This is a genomic window from Schleiferilactobacillus shenzhenensis LY-73 (assembly GCF_000469325.1).
Taxonomy (GTDB): Bacteria; Bacillota; Bacilli; order Lactobacillales; family Lactobacillaceae; genus Schleiferilactobacillus; species Schleiferilactobacillus shenzhenensis.
In genome coordinates this window covers 119,328-135,818 of sequence record NZ_KI271584.1, presented here as the reverse complement: position 1 = coordinate 135,818, position 16,491 = coordinate 119,328, and the positions used below count along the sequence as shown (strand labels likewise).

12 protein-coding genes are annotated in these 16,491 nt (G+C 61.3%); 6 read left to right on the top strand and 6 right to left on the bottom strand.

Annotated features, from left to right (window positions below; translation table 11 throughout):
* A partial coding sequence (locus L248_RS04130; protein WP_040534750.1) for an NAD(P)-dependent oxidoreductase occupies positions 1-709 on the bottom strand: 709 nt, incomplete at its 3' end.
* Positions 710-877: 168 nt separating this feature from the next.
* Here L248_RS04130 and L248_RS04125 point away from each other — a divergent pair.
* The 3 genes from L248_RS04125 (at position 878) to L248_RS04115 (ending at position 5,776) form a co-directional block, all read left to right on the top strand.
* Positions 878-1,687 carry a hypothetical protein gene (locus tag L248_RS04125; protein WP_155828563.1) on the top strand — a complete coding sequence of 270 codons (810 nt, stop codon included), beginning with the start codon at positions 878-880 and terminating at the stop codon, positions 1,685-1,687.
* A 242-nt stretch (positions 1,688-1,929) separates the two neighbouring features.
* Positions 1,930-4,665 (top strand): alpha-galactosidase, encoded by a 2,736-nt coding sequence (locus tag L248_RS15055; RefSeq protein ID WP_022528825.1) that lies wholly within the window; start codon positions 1,930-1,932, stop codon positions 4,663-4,665.
* Between the two features lie 85 nt (positions 4,666-4,750).
* On the top strand, positions 4,751-5,776 hold the full coding sequence (locus tag L248_RS04115) for a LacI family DNA-binding transcriptional regulator (RefSeq protein WP_040534748.1): 1,026 nt from the start codon (positions 4,751-4,753) through the stop codon (positions 5,774-5,776).
* Positions 5,777-5,875: 99 nt separating this feature from the next.
* On the opposite strand, the gene L248_RS04110 is transcribed toward L248_RS04115, so the two are convergent.
* Entirely contained in the window at positions 5,876-7,477 is a 1,602-nt protein-coding gene (locus L248_RS04110) for an ABC transporter ATP-binding protein (RefSeq protein WP_022528823.1), read from the bottom strand.
* Positions 7,478-7,571: 94 nt separating this feature from the next.
* On the opposite strand from L248_RS04110, the gene L248_RS04105 reads away from it, so the two are divergent.
* On the top strand, positions 7,572-8,498 hold the full coding sequence (locus L248_RS04105; RefSeq protein WP_040534857.1) for a helix-turn-helix domain-containing protein: 927 nt from the start codon (positions 7,572-7,574) through the stop codon (positions 8,496-8,498).
* A 533-nt stretch (positions 8,499-9,031) separates the two neighbouring features.
* Here the strand turns inward: L248_RS04105 and L248_RS04100 are convergent.
* From L248_RS04100 to L248_RS04090, 4 genes are all read right to left on the bottom strand, one after another.
* Positions 9,032-11,299 carry an ATP-binding cassette domain-containing protein gene (locus L248_RS04100; RefSeq protein WP_040534745.1) on the bottom strand — a complete coding sequence of 756 codons (2,268 nt, stop codon included), beginning with the start codon at positions 11,297-11,299 and terminating at the stop codon, positions 9,032-9,034.
* A 12-nt stretch (positions 11,300-11,311) separates the two neighbouring features.
* Complete coding sequence (locus tag L248_RS04095; RefSeq protein ID WP_022528820.1) at positions 11,312-12,151, bottom strand: helix-turn-helix transcriptional regulator; 840 nt, start codon at positions 12,149-12,151, stop codon at positions 11,312-11,314.
* 96 nt (positions 12,152-12,247) lie between these two features.
* A complete protein-coding gene (locus L248_RS15765; protein ID WP_155828562.1) occupies positions 12,248-12,409 on the bottom strand; it encodes a hypothetical protein in 162 nt (53 codons plus the stop codon).
* An 83-nt stretch (positions 12,410-12,492) separates the two neighbouring features.
* Positions 12,493-14,082 carry an ATP-binding cassette domain-containing protein gene (locus L248_RS04090; protein WP_040534743.1) on the bottom strand — a complete coding sequence of 530 codons (1,590 nt, stop codon included), beginning with the start codon at positions 14,080-14,082 and terminating at the stop codon, positions 12,493-12,495.
* A gap of 75 nt (positions 14,083-14,157) precedes the next feature.
* Here L248_RS04090 and L248_RS04085 point away from each other — a divergent pair, with 75 nt between their 5' ends.
* Complete coding sequence (locus L248_RS04085) at positions 14,158-15,090, top strand: helix-turn-helix domain-containing protein (protein WP_040534741.1); 933 nt, start codon at positions 14,158-14,160, stop codon at positions 15,088-15,090.
* Between the two features lie 54 nt (positions 15,091-15,144).
* Positions 15,145-16,341 carry an MFS transporter gene (locus L248_RS04080; protein WP_022528816.1) on the top strand — a complete coding sequence of 399 codons (1,197 nt, stop codon included), beginning with the start codon at positions 15,145-15,147 and terminating at the stop codon, positions 16,339-16,341.
* Positions 16,342-16,491: the final 150 nt, after the last annotated feature.

Here is a 16,491-nt window from a genome sequence, read left to right as displayed (position 1 = left end):
ACAGCTCGTCTTCGTCGGCCACGGACCGTTTCAGCGGCCGCGGGTTGGTCGTATCCAGGGCCCGGGTGACGACGGCGTTGAGCGGGCCCATCTTCATCAAGTTCAAGGTCGTCTCATAGTCGATCCCATAAGCATCGGCCAGGTCCAGCGTCTCCCGGATGCCGGCTTCGGCGGCCATAATCCCGACATTGGTGATGAGCTTCAGCTTCGCCCCGTTGCCCAAGGCGCCGACGTATTTGACGGTACCGAATAGGCTGAGGATCGGTGTGACTTGGTCCACGACGGCCTGGTCGCCGCCGGCAATCAGGACCAGTTTACCTTCCCGAGCGTACTTCACACCGCCGATCATCGGCACGTCCAGCAGATGCGTACCCGCCGGCATGACGTCATGGATCGCGGTGATCTTTCGCGGATCCAGGGTGGAGGTGACGACCAGCACACTGCCCGACTGCAAGTAATGGACGATGCCGGGTGCGGCGGCGGTACCAATGTGCAGGGCGGGGACATCATCCGACATCACCGAGGTGATGACCAGCGGACTGGCTTCGACGGCTTCAGCCAAGCTGTGCGCTGCTGTGATATGCGGGTCCGTGAAGCCCTGCAACCGGTCCGCCTGCTTATCCCAAATCGTGACCTCGTGGCCGGCGGCAGCCAAGTGCGGCACTATTTCTCGGCCCATGTCGCCGATACCGATAAACGTTATTTTCATAGGAATGGTCCTTCTTTCGTTCCAAAGAGTGCACGCCAGGGTAAACCATAGCGTATCCAGGATTATCGTAGCTTAATGCCGGCCAAAGCGCACAAAATTTGTCTTGACGAATATTCCGATTGTGGAAACGGATTCTTTCCGATACAATTGGTCTGGGAGATGATGACGATGCGTTGGCTTGGCAGAAAATTGATGACCGCGGGGATGGTGGGAATTCTTGCCTGGGGCGGACTGAGCGGTTGTACACCAAAACAAAACCAGACTCAGCCGCCGACCAAACAAGAAAAAGCCGCCAAAAAGTCCGCACCGGCACGACCGAATTACCAACAGATCGCTGCCAGGAACTTGGCGGCGTTCAAGGCCGCGCACGGCAGCTACAAGACCTTCAACTATGACCCCCAGATCGACGCGATCTCGCTGGCGCCCACGACCTTCGCCGGCTTGGAAAAGGAATCCGGCAGTACCCTGGTGCGAGCGCTGGTCACCAACTGGCGGCAGGCCGAGACGATGTTCGAACAGCAAGTCTATACGGCGGTCACCCTCCACGTGGACCAAGTCGTCACCGGACAGAAGAAACTGCGGGACAAGACCCTGACCCTGGTGCTTCCGGGCGGATTCCGCCGGTACGGCGACTTTGCCCAAGGCAGTGCTTACAAGGATCCGGCAATTCCGGACGACACGGCCGTGTTCACTTCGAATGAGCTCGTCCCGCTGCCGCCGATCGGTACCACGGTGGTCGTCGCGGTCGGTCGGCGGGACCCGGCCAAACAGTATGCCCCCTATGCGGCCTGGCTGAAGAAAGAAAAACTGACCGCCACTGTCGAATGCACCGATAGCAGCGGATTGTTTTGGCGGTATGACCCGCAAACCGAAAAATTGACCTACAATACGCCCACCCGCCAGAAAGAAATTGACGGCACGTGGCCCGTGAATCAGCCCATGGCTCAGCTGACGCGGGATGTGGCTGCCCGGCTCTAGACCGGCGATCAAGATAGTGAAGGGAGACCCAGAAGTGACGGACTCCCTTTTCCTTTGTTCAAAAACAACAGTGCTGAACCTGTTTACTGAACGGCAACCCCCTTTACAAAACGGCTTAAATGACGTTCAATCAAGGCGTTCTCAGTATCTCGAGATTGCAATATTGTCCCGATTCACGATCTTGTTCAGTGAATATGACCACAATCGAGACAACCGGGTTTGAATGAGGAGGATTTTCTACCATGGCAACAGACGAAATGGCGGCGAATCAGCAGCCGGGCAGGTATACGCTGGAAAATGCGTGGTACCGGCTGACGGTGACGACGCAAAACGGCGCCGCGATCACGACGCTGCACGATCGGCCGGCGGCATCAGACTTAGTCAGTACCGCAACGGCGCCCCAGCCCTTGATCGGGGTGCACGTGATCCTGGACGAAGTGGAATATTATGTTGACTCGCGGCAGATGCAGGTCACCGGGGTGACCGCCACCGATCAGGCACTGACCCTCACACTGACCTTCCCCATTGCCGGGGACGGGACGGTCCAAGCCGTGGTGCACCTCGCCGGCAGCGATCAGCCCTGCCTGCGCGGCTGGGTCGAGCTGACCCAGCTGGCCGGCGGCAGCCCGGCCACCTTGGTGGCGGTGGACTGGCTGCCGGTGGCGCTGGATCCCGACGCTCAAACGTGGCAGCGGCCGGATTATGAATACGTGCCCACCGCCGGCACCTTCACGCCCTGGCAGCTGATGATGGGACAGCCGGTGTATGTCAACGGCTTTTATTTGGGCTGCGAGTTTCCGGCCACGGACAACCGGATCGTGCAAGGGTATCTGCGCATCAGGAATTACTCCGGGCGGTCGCTGGCCCTAGGAACCACCCTGTCGTCGAAGGTATTTGTCCTGGGGGCCGCGCCGAGTACGGCGCTGGACGCGGTACGGGCGGCTTTCTTCCGCTACATTGCGGCCATCGCCCAACCGCTGACCTTCCGCCTGCAGTACAACTCTTGGTACGACCACGGCATGGCCATCACGGCCCAGACGGTGGCGGCAGCCTTCACTGAGTTCCACGCGAAGGCGCTGCAGTACGGCCTGCCGGCGATCGCTGCCTACGTGCTGGATGACGGGTGGAACAACTACAACAATCGGCCCTTCAAGCTGCTGGATAAGCCCCGTTCCGGCACCGCTTATAACCGCACGGGGTTCTGGGAAGTGAACGCCAAGTTCGGCACTGACCTGTCGCCGCTGGCCCACTTGACCGAGCAGATGGGCAGCCGCTTCGGCCTCTGGTTCGGGCCCCAGGGCGGGTATGAAGTGTATACGCCCTTCGCCCGCTACCTGGCCCAGCGGGGGACGGGCAGCGTGGACCGCACGATGGCTCTGCCGGACGTCATCGACACCGCCGACGGCCATTACATCGACCTGGTCGCTCGCCGTCTGACCGCTTATCAGAACCAGTACGGCATCGATTACTGGAAGATGGACGGCTTTGCTTCCCGGCCGTCCCAAGAGAGAAATCACCGGCACCTGGTGGGCGGTCCGCATAATATGTATTTCTACACCGAGTATTGGGAGCGGTGGCTGGCCGTGTTCAGTCAGCTGCGCGCTGCCCGGGCCGAGCAGGGACAAGGCCTGTTCATTAACGCCACCAGCTACGTACCCCTCAGCCCTTGGCTGCTCCAATGGGTGAACAGCGTCTGGCTGCAGAACACGGGGGACGACGCCCAGATTGGCACCGGCGACCCTGCCGACCGCCGCATCGCTGGCCGGGACCAGCATTACTTTGACCTCTTCCGCACCGCGGCGCTCCAGTTCCCGCTGACCCGGCTTTACAACCACGAGCCGATTTACGGCGTTTCTGCCCGCGATATCACGATGACCGCTGCCCAATTCGCCAAGTACCTGTATTGGAACGTCTTCCGCGGGCCGCACTTCATTGAACTCTACTATTCGCCCAGCATGCTGGACGATGAGAAATGGCGCATTACCCGCAACGCCCTGCGCTTCGCCCAGGCCCACCAGGAGACGCTGCAAAACGTCCAGCTGCTGGGGACCGACACCCGCACGGGCATCTACGGCTACTGGACTCACCAGGGGGAGAAGGGCTTCCTGGCCCTGCGCAATCCCACCGCACAGACGCAATCCTACGCCTTGCCGGCGGCGCTGACCGGTCGTGCCGCGGCAATCAAACTGCGGACGCTGCTGACGTTTGGAGCGCCTGCCCAAGTAGCCGGGACGACGATCACGCTGGCCCCGGGCAGCGTCGCCTTCTTCGCCCTGAACCAGCCCGGCCGGGTGCACGACCTAGAACAAGCCGCAGTGAAGGGCGAACGGCTGCGGCTGACCTTCAGCCAACCGTTCAATGACTTAGCTCAGGTGACTGCTGGTCCGGACACCTTGCCGATTCTGTCCGCGGACCAGGACCGGTCTGCCTTTTGGGTGGCGCGGCCGGCCGCCTTGACCGACCGCTTGGCACTGACCCTCACCGCTGCAGACGGTGCTGCCAATACCGTCACACTGGTCCAAACGGCTGCTGATTTCTACCAAAACCCAGCGATCCCCACTCCCCAGACCAGCCAGCTGACGATCACTGCCCCGGCCGCCTTGCCGGCCCAGCCGACACCGCTGCTCACCGGCGGCGGCCAGGTGCAGCTCACGGCCCAGGGTAATCAGCTGACGTTGACTGTGGCCGGCCGGTCGGCGCCAGTGGCCCAACCCCGCTATACCGTGACGCAGGCCGAAAACGGCACTTACGGCACGGCCAATTATCACCCCCAGCGGGTCCGCAAAGAAATGCCTGGCCTGTTAGCGGCGGGGCAAACCCTGACCCTGACGGTGGTCATCACGGCCGCCGCCGTCGAAGTACAGCACGCCGGCCGACCGTTGGCCCATCTGCCGCTGCCTCAGCCCTTGCCTGTCCTGGCGCAGCTTCAGCCGGCGGCCGGACCATTCCAGGTGACCCTGCGGGCGCCCCTGGCATAATCGCCTAGTCTTGTCTGCTTCTCAGCGTTAAAATAGACACGTGTCTAACGATGGATGATGCAGTATGCAGAAAGGAGGTCCGGGGATGGCCAACATTCGTGATGTGGCCCGCGCGGCCAAAACGTCGGCGACGACCACGTCCCGTTTTCTCAACGGCGACCCCAGTCTCGCCATTACCGCCGCGACGCAGCAGCGCATCTTGTCGGCCGTGGAACAGCTCCATTACGTTAAACCGGCCCGCCCGGTGCGTCAGGGCACCATCACGCTGGGGCTGCTGGTGACGAAGAGCGCGCAGGACGAGTACGATGACCCTTACTACCGAGACATCCGCCGCGGCATTCTGGACGAGAGCGAGCAGACGAAGGCGGCCATTGGCTTGACCATCCACGCGGGCGAGCCGGTGGACCCGTTGGCCCTGCGGGGAATCGACGGCCTGATCGTCATTGGCGGCATTGCCCGCCCCTGGCTCCATCAATTACAGCAGACCACGTCCTTGATCGTGTTAGTGGACGACTATGATGCGCCCGATGACGTGGACGCGATTGCCCCGGATGCGAGCCAGGCAGCGGTCATGGTCCTCGACCGGCTGGCGGGCGCGGGTCACCAACGGATCGCTTTCATCGGCGGGCCGCCGACCGTGACCCACGCTGACGGGACCGCCACGGCCGGGCCTCCCGTCGATCCCCGGCTGCTGGCCTATCAGCGCTGGATGCACGAACATCATTTAGACCGCTATCGCGAAGCGTATATTGGCGGCTGGGACTACGCAGCCGGCGCCGCGCTGGCGGCACAGCTGGTGCAGGCGGGGAAGCACCCCACCGCCGTGGTGGTCGCCAGCGACCCGCTGGCGGTGGGCGTCTACCGCGGCTTGAACAAGGCCGGTCTCCAGATTCCCCGGGACATCGCGGTGGTTTCTTTTGATAACAGCGCCGTGGCCGGCTTTCTCACCCCGCCCCTGACCACCGTCCAGATGGGCGCTTACCCCATCGGCCGCTCTGCGGTCCGCATGCTGACCGAGCGGGTGCACGGCGACCGGGATTACCCGCTTCACGTCTTCTTCCCGCCCCGCATCGTGGCCCGGGAGAGCGACGCCGTTCAAGCACAGCATTAAGTTAGAAAAGAAAGTTAGAAAAGAAACGTGTCCCAGCCGTGAATGAAGCGGCCGGGGCGCGTTTCTTGGGTTCTTTCAGCTAGGGCGGCGAACTGGCCATTACAACGTGACCACCTGGTCCAGGGCTGGCCGGATCTCATCCCGCAGGTTATGGGTGACCATGATCAACGTGGTGTCAGGCAACGTCACGAGCAGCCGCTCAACTGCCACGGCGTTCTCCGGATCCAGCGCCGCCGTGCCTTCATCGCTGAGTATAATTTTGCTCTGGCGCAGCAACCCCCGGGCCAGGGCGATCCGTTGTTTCTGCCCGCCGGAGATGGTGGTGCCATCGTGGGCCAGCACCGTATCCAAGCCCTGGGGCTGCGCCGCTACGAAGTCCGCCAGCTGGCTCGCCGCCACGGCATGCTTCAGATCGTCGTCACTGACCGTCTGTCCGAGGGTGATATTGAACCGGATGGTGTCGTTGAAGATGTACGGCGCCTGGTCAATATACGTCAGCTGGTTGCGCAGCGTATCCGGGTCCAGCGTCGCATAATCCTGGCCGTCCCACGTCATCTGGCCTTGGTAATCGGGCAGGATGGCACTGAGCAGTTTGAGCATCGTTGATTTCCCTTTCCCGGACGGCCCGACGATGGCAATCTTTTGGTGAGCGCCAATCGTCAGGTTCAGGTGAGAAATGGTGGGGACATTATTTCCCGGGTAATGAAAGGTGACGTCGGCCAGCCGAATCGTGCCCTGCAGCGGCTGCACCGCTTGCTTCTTTGGCGGGGCCGGGACGACCGCCTGGGCAAACTTGGCAAAGATGGGCTTGACCGATTTCACGGTGGTCAAACCGAAGCTGAGCAGTGTTAAACCGCTGAATGCCGTGCCGCTCAAGGAGGCAATGGTGATCACTGCCCCGACCGGTATGGCATGGTGGTAAGCCAACAGACCGGCCTGGACCAGCAACGCCAGCTGGGCGGTGAGGTTGACCACGTTGATGACGAACTGGGTGAACATGTCGAACCGTTGGTAATCGAATTCGGCTTTCCCGGCGTCATCCGATGCCTGCCAGATGCGCTGGACGAGGAGATGGCGGCGGTTGGCCATGAATAACGTATTGAACCCTTCAAGGACATCCGTGATTTGGTCTGTCAGCCGTTCGTTGCGTTCACTCAGCTTAGCAGACGCTGCACTGAGCTTTTGGCGATAGATCAGGGGGACCGTCAGGAGGAAGAAGGCACTGATGGCGGTGGTGATGAGCAGGGAGACGTGATAAGTGACCAAGACTGCCACACTGACGGTGACCTGACAGCTGGCTTGGATGATGTAGCCGACGAAGGTCAGGCCGTGGCTGTTCAGCGTATTGATATCGTTCGTCAGCCAAGACGTGTAGACAGCGTCGGCCCGCTGGTGGTACTGGGGATAAGTCATCCGCGTGAAGTTGGCGGCAATATCCGAGCGGATGTCGTTATCCAGCAGCCGCTGCAGATGGTATTGATAGATGACGGTGCCGACGGACATGGTCACCTCCAAGATCGTGGCGGCCGCATACCAGCCTGCTGCGTGCAGAAAGCCCTGAACATTGAACTTAGTCAAGGCGGTAATGGCATTCCCGTTGAACACGGACGTGCCGGTGATGCCAAAAATCAGGAGGATATATAACCCGACCCAAACCCAGAAGCGCCACTTGAGCCGGCGCAAATAATCCGTGAACGTCATATCATCGTCTCCTCATCGTTTTCTTTTAGTCTAATGACGAGAGAATGGCAATGTGCTAGAATTCCAGTATATTGGAAAAGAAGGCGACAAGATGATGACGTACGGGGAAACATTCCGCTACTTCCGCGTCAATAAAGGGCTGACACTGAAACAAGTCGCCGATGAGGTCAACTCAGTATCCTTGATCGGCCAATTCGAGACGAACCGCTCGCACATCTCGGTGGAACGATTTGTCCATTTACTGGACAAGATCGCCGTCAGTTACGACGAGTTTCAGTTGAAGCGGCAAGGCACGACCCGCTCACCGGCGGCCCAGCGGGTCCACGATTTTGATTACCTGACCAGCATCGAAACGGTGATCGATGCCCAGGGCAAGCACATCAGCATGCCAGCGTGGCGGGCTCACCTGGCCGCACTGGCCGCGGAAAACGACCGGGAATACAACCTGCGCATCGACCAGACGGTCCAACTGAACCGCTACTACGATACGCCCACCGACCAGCGCCCCGCGGACGCCCTGGCCGGCCTGCAATACTACCTGACCCAAGTGGACGACTGGGGCCAATATGAATTCAGCCTGTACAAACACTGCATCCGCGGCTTTCCCGTCGACGTTGCCTGGCGGATGCTGCGCAACGTGGGGAAGAAGGCCGCTCTGATGCACAGCCTGCCGGGGTATGATGAAGAAATCTGCCTGGTTTACTTCACCGCCATCACGGGCTTCATCGTGCACGGCGATTTAACCAAAGCCTGGGCAGCCTGGCGGCTGGCCCGCGACTTCTGTTACACCCACTCGGCGACCCACTCTGTCATGGAGCTGCCGGCCATGGCGGGCTGGATCACGCTGCACGAGGGCAAGGAGGACCAGGCCAAAGCGCTCTTTGCGGAAACACTGAGCTATTACACCCAATTTCACCTGACCAAGCTGCACGATCAGTGGCAAGAGATCCTCACTGGCCAAATCGAAGCGTACCACCGCCACTTACCGCAGTTCTTCGTTTTCGTCACACCGTTTGAATGAGACGAAAAGAGGCGGGGACAGCATCCGCTGGCGGATGGTGTCTCAGCCTCTTTGGCGTATTGAGGGATTGGTTCGAGGGGCCCGGCGATTTGGGCCGGTACGGCGTTGCGCTTCGCGCTGCCGCCTCGTGAACCAGGACGTGATTCACGAGGCCCGGCGACTTGGGCCCTCCGGCTGGCTGGGGCTGGAACGCCATGGGCACGACTTTGAGCCCGCGCAAAGTGCGCGCGGTCTCAAAGATCGGCCTTGTTGTAAGTGGGCAAAGGACGCCCACTAACAACAATTTCATGGCTGAGCCCCGCCAGCCTCCGGGCCCAAATCGCCTACTTCCTACCCGATTGTGAGATTGTTCGTGCCACGACACAATCGCTAGGCGTGCAGCCTGAACTTTGTCCTTCCAGGCAACTGCTGTAATATCCGTGAAGTGAACTGTCAGCTTGCCGTGGCGAGCGGGACATTTCCAGTTTCCGAGAATGTAGGGTGACGTAGCCCGGAGTCACCCGGGCCGATGCCGGATAGTATCGTCCCGCGTATCACCGGCTGGCGTTATACGCCTTCAACGCTTGTCCCGTCCGGGAAGCCGCCACGTGCATGGCGGCTTCCGGGGTACCGGAATACAGTACCTGCCCGCCGTAGATGCCCGCGTCCGGCCCCATGTCGATGAGCCAGTCGGCTTGGCAGATGACCTGCAGGTTGTGCTCCACGATGATCAGCGAGTTCCCGGCGGCGACCAAGTCGTCGAATAACGTCAAAAGCTTCTTAACGTCCTGTAGATGCAGGCCAGCGGTGGGTTCGTCCAAGAGGTAAACGGTACCGGTCTTGTTCAGCTGCACGGCCAGGTTCAGCCGCTGTTTCTCACCGCCAGACAGCGTGGTCAGCGGCTGGCCCAAGGTCAAATAATCCAGTCCGACCCGGGCCATATGCTGCAGCGGGGCGGCGATGGCCGGCACGTCCGCGAAGAAGTCCGCTGCGGCAGTAATCGGCATCGTCAGGACGTCCGCAATCGTCTTGCCGTGATACAGATAACTGAGTGCTTGGTCGTTATAGCGCTGACCGTGGCACTGTTCGCAGACTTGGACGACGGGGTCCATGAAGGCCATGTTGGTGATCGTCACGCCCTTGCCCTTGCACAGCGGGCAGGCGCCGCGGCCATTGTAGCTGAACCAGGTCGTGGATACGTGGTTGGCCGTGGCGAAGACTTTGCGGATCGGGTCGAGAATATCCAAATATGTGGCCGGAGTCGAGCGGATGTTAGCGCCGATCTCGCCTTGGGCCAGGTCGATGTAGCCGTCTTGAAGATGGTCGCGTAGCGCGGCCATCAGGGAGCTCTTGCCGGAACCGGCGACACCGGAGATCACCGTTTCGACCCCCAGGGGAACATCCACGTCGACATTTTTCAAGTTGTGGATCGTGACATGACGCAGCGGCACGGTGGCCGCCGCCTTTCTTACAGGGTCCCGGAACGTGAGCTTCTCTTGCAGCAGGCGGCCGGTCAGGGTGTTGCCCGCCAGGAGCTGCGGGTACGTGCCGGTGAAGGTCACCCGGCCGCCGGCGGTACCGGCGCCGGGACCGATCTCCACGACGTAATCGGCCAGGGCAATGAGTTCGGGGTTGTGCTCGACGATAAGGATCGTGTTGCCCTTGTCCTTCAGCCGGCGCAGGGCCTTCTTGATCAGTTCGATGTCGTGGGGGTGCAGGCCGACGCTGGGTTCATCCAATATGTAGACCATATCCACCAGGGCGCTGGTGAGAAACTTGGCGATCTTGATCCGCTGGGTCTCGCCGCCGGAGAGGGAACTGGTTCCCCGGTCCAGCATCAAGTAACCCAGGCCGATGTCGATGAGCGAGCCGATCTTGCCCTGCAGCTCGCGCACCACGTCCTTGGCCAGGGGGACAGTGATACCGCTCAGAAACTGCTGGACGTGAACCAGGTCCATGGCCAGCACGTCGGCGATATTCAGGCCGTTGATGTGGTTGGTCAGCACGGCAGGCCGCAACCGGGTGCCGTGGCACGTGGGACAAGGCTGGCGCGTGACGATTTCGGCGAGGGCGGCCTGGTGGTGCTGGGCCTCTTTCTTGCCGATAATCGAGCGCTTGATGCGGGGCACGACCCCCTCGTACAGCGCGGTCCGGGGCCACTGGGGCGGCGCGTTTTTCAACTGGTGTTGGGGCGCGTAGAGCAGGGTATCCATTTCTGACTTGGTGTAGTCCTTCAGCGGCTTATCGTTATCAAAGAGGCCGCTGTTGACGTAGCGGCGCCAGCGCCAGGTGTCAGGGCCGAAACTGACGAAGGTGATGGCACCTTGGTTCAAGGACTTAGTGGGGTCGATCAGCTTGTGCACGTTGATGTCGTCCACGTAGCCTAAGCCCTGGCAGGTGGGACACATGCCCTGCGGCAGGTTGAAGGAGAAGGTGTCGGAATAGCCAATGAAGGGCTTGCCGATGCGGGAGAAAAGCAGGCGCAGCAGTGAATAGATGCCGGTATAGGTGGCCAGGGTAGAGCGGGCATTCTTGCCGACCCGCTTCTGCTCAATGACGATCGCGACGGGCAGCTGGTTGATGGCCCCCACGCGGGGCTGACCGAACTTGGGCAGGTACTGCTGGGTGAAGCTGGGGAAGGTCTCGTTCAGCTCGCGCCGGGACTCGGCGGCGATGGTGTCGAACACCAGGCTGGACTTGCCGGACCCGGACAGACCCGCAAAGACAGTAATGGCGTGCTTCGGAAGCCGCACGTCGATATGCTGCAAGTTATTTTGGAATGCATTATGAACGGTAATATAGTCGTGCTCAGAAAGTGGGATAATGTAGCCTCCTTATTCTTCGTCCGGCCCGTCGTTAAAGACTTGTTCACCAAAAAGTTCACTGAACAAAGCGGACCGCTGCTGGGCGTCTTGGGCCTGGTCTTTCTCGCCCAGCTGGGTGGCGATCTTCGCCAGCAGATAATAAGCATTGGCCAGCATGTAGTGGGAGTTGTGGCTGGTCGTGAACTGGATCCCCCGGGCCAGCAGCTTGGCACTCTCGGTGTACTGGCGGTCGTGGTAATAGATCAGAGCCGCCAGGTAGAATATAATATTCAGGTTTTCGTCGTACTTGGCCCGGTCGATGCCCTTCAAGGCGGCGTCAATGTCGGCTTGGATCGACGGCGTCACCTGCTGGCTCTTGAGTACCGCAATATACGCGGCGCTGATCTTCGCCAGCCGGGTAAGTACCGGCGGCACCTTGGTCCGGGTGGCGCTGGCCAGGGACAGCTGCAGGTTCTGCTGGGCATCGTCCCAGTCCTGGGCCCCTTGGAATTGGGCCACGGCCAGGTAGTAATAGTACGCCTGGGTCTCCGCGCCGTCCGCAATGCTGTCGATGACGGCGTCTTGGTTCAGAAAACGCAGCAGTTCCTTGTACTGGTGGGCGTTGCACAGCGCCGCCACTTTCTTATTGAACTGCGGCTCTTGGCCGATCGCGAAGTTGTTCGCCAGGGCGATGGCATCCAAACTCAGCCCCAGCCGCTGGCACAGGGCAATGAGCAGGGTGGCGCTGGGGGTGTATTGGTCATTCTCAATGGCCGACAGCATCGCCTGGGAACAAATATCCTCGGCGGTCTCAGCCTGCGTCAGGCCGGCGTCCAGCCGTGCTTGTTTCAGTACGGAACCCATTGCCATACGATTTCAACCTCTTTCTACATCTACTATCATCTACTATACAGCAAATAAAAGCGCCTGGAGCGGTTAAATAACCGAACCAGGCGCAATTGTGTCCTAGCCGAACAAGACGCGGAAATACCGAACGATCCGGGTCTCGTCCCGGCGAATGGCCCGCAGGACGCGGGTGCCGTACAGTACCCAGCCGCCGTCGGTGAAGTAGACGAGGGCCATCGCCAACAGGCTCATCATGATGATCGCTACCATGCCCAGAAGCATTGCCGCCACCTTCTTAGTGCTTTTCCGTGACTTTCTACACCCCTATTATAGCGCGAATGTAAGCGGTGACAAAATCATTAGGCTCAAAAATTCGGGGCAGGGACCAGCTGCTGGTTTTGCAGAGCATAGGTCTGGAAATGGAATTCCTGGGCCAGGGCCGGATCAGTATGGTGCGCACTCTCGATGACCGTCTGGGGCAGCTGGTAGATCAGCGTGCGGATGGCGTGGGCGTTGCGGTCGTCTAGACCGGCGGTGATCTCGTCCAGAAGGATGACCGGCCGCTGGCGCAGCAGGGCGCGGGCAATGACCAGACGCTGCTTCTGGCCGCCGGAGAGGTCATCGGCATCCGGGTGGATTTCCCGGGCCAGCGGGTCTGGACCGAGCTCGGCATTCAGGCCCACGGCGGTTAAAGCAGCGCGCAGGGTCTGGTCGGGATAAGCAGCCGTCAGGGTCAGGTTGTCCCGCACCGTGCCGGTGAACAGCCAAGGATCCTGGGGAATGTAGGTGACTTGGGTCGGGGCCACGGGCGCGTCCGCCAGGGCGACCGTGCCCTGCGTCGGCTTTTGCCAGCCGGCCAGCAGATTCAAGCAGGAGGTCTTGCCGATCCCGGATGGGCCCGTGAGCAGCATCTTCGTCCCATAGGGTACCGTCAAGGTCGTGGGGGCCAAAACAGCGTGGTCCCCGTAATTGAGGGCGACGCTGTCTAAGTGCAGGGCGGGTGTCGCGGCGGGTGTGCTGGTTGGGGCAATAAAGGGCTGCGGCGCCGCCGGCAGCCGGCGCAGGGCCGCGGTACTGGCCAGCTGGCCCCACACGTCCATCACCTGGCGGACGCCGCCCACCACGTGGTCGGCGGTCAGCGTGAGGGTGAGCAGGACACTGATCGTAATGCCGAAGCCGCCGTGACTCATGAGGTAGAAGCCCACCGTCCAGGGGCCGACCAGCGTCAAGACGACCAGCAGCCAGCTGCTGTACTGGACGGTCCACTGGCGGATGTTCTGCTTTTGCAGGGCATTCTCACTCCGGGTCAACGCGGCCGTCACCCGGCGGAAGAAAGGCTGTTCAACAGCGTACTGGCGCAGTTCCCGCCGCCCCGTCAGCCAATCGCTGGCGCTCTGGACGGTGCGGTCGTTGGCTTGGCTCCATAGTGCGCCCAGCCGGCCGATGCCTTTCTGCCCAAAAATCATCGGTACCATGGTCAAGGCGGAAAAGGCGATGAAGACCAGGCCCATGACGGGGTTGACCGCCAAGACAAAGACGGTGGACAGCACGGTGCTCGCAATGGCAGTGAGCAGGCTGGCTAAGGCGCTGAAGTAGTTCTGTTCAATCTTGGCGGCGTCGTTGGTCAGGTGGTTCAAGCCGCTGCTGGGCTTTTCTCCCTGCTGAAAACTGACCGTCAGCAGCGTCTGCTTCAAGGCCACGTTCAGGTGCTTGGTGGCGACGACGATCAGGACCTGGGACAGATAGAGGAACGTATACGTGCCGACGTAAAGCAGGACGGCGGCACCCAGGTAGCGGAACAGGCGGGTGCTGGTGGCGCCCACCAGAGTCGGGAACTGGCCCAGGACCAGCCCGTTAATGATCCCTTCGAAGCTGCCCAAGACAGCGGTAACAACCACCGCCAGCAGCAGCCAGCGGGGCAGGTGGTGCACGACCCAGCGTAGATTAATCGACATAACGATCAGCTTCCTCTCTTTGCTTAAGGCCCATCATAAGGGGCATAATAAGGCCCGGAGAGAAAGGTGACAAAAATGGCACACACGATTGGCCCGCTGATCAAAACGGTACGGCAGGCGGAAGAAATCACGCAAGCGCGGTTGTACGCTAACGTCTTGAGCCGGCGCCAAGCAATTCGCTTTGAGGCGGGGGAAACCGACATCACGACGGAGCGGCTGTTCCAGTTGCTGGCCCGGCTGGACATGACCGCAGCGGAGTTTCAGTACCGGTGGGAAAAGCAGACAGCCGTGGCCGCCACGCCGACGCCCCAGCAAGCCATTCTGGATACCGCCCAGGCTAAGCTGGATCAGTGGCTGGATGCGGATCTGACCCCGGGCGAGGAACAGGCCATTGAAGCCTATGCCCTGACCCGGCCGTTCTTTACGCTGAACCAAATCGACCGGCTCATGGCCGTGATGCCGAAACTGGCCCCGGCGCCCTATGGCCGGATCACGCAGAAACTCGCCCGGCTGCTGGCTGAGATGCCAGACGCGCCTCAGGTGCAGCGGCGGCGGTATCGCCTCTGGGCCAACTTGGGCATCCGGGAACTCTTCTCGGGGGAAGCGGTCCAGGCCCAAAAGCACTTCACCCAAGCCGCCGCCTTCGCCAACGACAGCCTGGACGACCGCATCACCGGGGGGTTCAATCAGCAGCTGGCGGCGGCGCTGGTCACCGGTGATGCCGCCAACGTCTATGCCGCCACCGATGCGGTCATTGCCCATATGCGTGGGTTGGGGCTGGGGGTGGATGCCGATAGCCTGATCGATAACCGCCGCCACGCGTTGACGGCGGCGGGGCTGCATGCGCACTGGACGCCGGCCGAGCTGGGGGCCATGGCGCGCCTGGTGACGATCGTGCCCTGGCCGCTGATTCAAGATAAAGCCGCTTATTTACGGCGATTCCCTGGCCTGCAAACCGCCCTGGATGCCGCCGGCCGCCCCCTCAGTGCCTTCCGCGATGTTTACTAATCCGGTATACTGGACGAATTGAATTGATTGTCGCTGGGAGAAAGTGGGAGAGATTTGTATTCGTTACTGTTAGCCATTATTTATATTGCTTTTATCAGCCTGGGACTGCCGGATTCCCTCATCGGGGCCGGCTGGCCGGTGATGCACACCGCCCTGGGCGTGCCAGTGGCCGCCGCCGGCTGGGTAACCATGCTGATTGCCGGCGGCACCATCGTGTCCAGCATGCTGTCGGACCGGCTGACCCACCGTTTCGGAGCCGGCCGGGTGACGGCCGTCAGTGTGCTGACCACCGCCATCGCACTGCTGGGCTTTTCGCTGGCACCGCACTTTTGGGTCCTCTGCCTCTGGGCGATTCCCTATGGCATGGGCGCCGGGGCGGTGGATGCCGCGCTGAACAACTACGTGGCCCTGCATTATGCTGCCCGCCACATGAGCTGGCTGCACAGTTTTTGGGGCGTGGGCGCGGCCGTCAGCCCGTACATCATGAGCTTCGCCCTGAGCAGTGGTCAGGGCTGGCGGGGCGGGTACCGCATCGTCGGTTTTCTGCAAGTGGGACTCTCCGCGATCTTGCTGCTGACGCTGCCGTTGTGGCATGAACGGGTGCGGGCGAAGCGGCCGGCTGCCCCGGGCGCCGGGGAACCCGCAGCGGCGAGTGCGCCCTTGCGCTTGCCCCAGATCTGGCGCATTCCCGGTGTGCCTTGGGTCCTGGCGGCGTTCTTTGCTTACAGTGCCGTGGAGCAGACCGCCGGCATTTGGGCCACCAGTTATCTGGTCCAGGCCCGCGGGGTGAGCGTGACCACCGCCGCCAGCTTCGCTTCCTTTTTCTACTTGGGCATCACCGGCGGCCGCTTTCTCTCCGGCTTCATTGCGGATTGGCTGGGTGACCGCCTACTGATTCGCGGCGGTATCGGCATCGCCCTGGGCGGGATCCTCTTGATTCTGCTGCCCTTGCCGACGGTCGCCGCGCTGATCGGTCTGATCATCACCGGACTGGGTTGTGCACCCGTCTTCCCGGCCATCATCCACGCCACCCCGGCGAACTTCGGCGCCAACCGTTCCCAGGCCGTCATCGGCGTCCAGATGGCCGCGGCTTACTTGGGTACCACCTTCATGCCGCCGCTGTTCGGCTGGCTTGCCGGTCAGCTGTCAATGCAGCTGTTTCCGCTCTACTTAGTGGTCTTTGCCGTCATCCTCTTCGCCGCCACCGAGCGGCTGACCCGGGCAGTCGACCGGGCCGCTCAGCAGGGGTAAGGCAGAAAGGCACCGCCCATCGTCTTTGTTTCACGTGAAACTCTGGCGCTCCCGGCCCTTATCCTCTATACTTAGCGCTAAGGAGGGTAAGACGGTGCCGGGTCGCGGTCGGGCAGCAGACAAAGGGACTGGGACAAAATTCATATTCCA

Bases quoted from the DNA above. Each gene is read 5' to 3' on its own strand.
- L248_RS04125 (WP_155828563.1), top strand. From the start codon at position 878: ATGCGTTGGCTTGGCAGAAAATTGATGACCGCGGGGATGGTGGGAATT.
- L248_RS15055 (WP_022528825.1), top strand. From the start codon at position 1,930: ATGGCAACAGACGAAATGGCGGCGAATCAGCAGCCGGGCAGGTATACG.
- L248_RS04115 (WP_040534748.1), top strand. From the start codon at position 4,751: ATGGCCAACATTCGTGATGTGGCCCGCGCGGCCAAAACGTCGGCGACG.
- L248_RS04110 (WP_022528823.1), bottom strand. From the start codon at position 7,477: ATGACGTTCACGGATTATTTGCGCCGGCTCAAGTGGCGCTTCTGGGTT.
- L248_RS04105 (WP_040534857.1), top strand. From the start codon at position 7,572: ATGACGTACGGGGAAACATTCCGCTACTTCCGCGTCAATAAAGGGCTG.
- L248_RS04095 (WP_022528820.1), bottom strand. From the start codon at position 12,151: ATGGCAATGGGTTCCGTACTGAAACAAGCACGGCTGGACGCCGGCCTG.
- L248_RS15765 (WP_155828562.1), bottom strand. From the start codon at position 12,409: ATGCTTCTGGGCATGGTAGCGATCATCATGATGAGCCTGTTGGCGATG.
- L248_RS04090 (WP_040534743.1), bottom strand. From the start codon at position 14,082: ATGTCGATTAATCTACGCTGGGTCGTGCACCACCTGCCCCGCTGGCTG.
- L248_RS04085 (WP_040534741.1), top strand. From the start codon at position 14,158: ATGGCACACACGATTGGCCCGCTGATCAAAACGGTACGGCAGGCGGAA.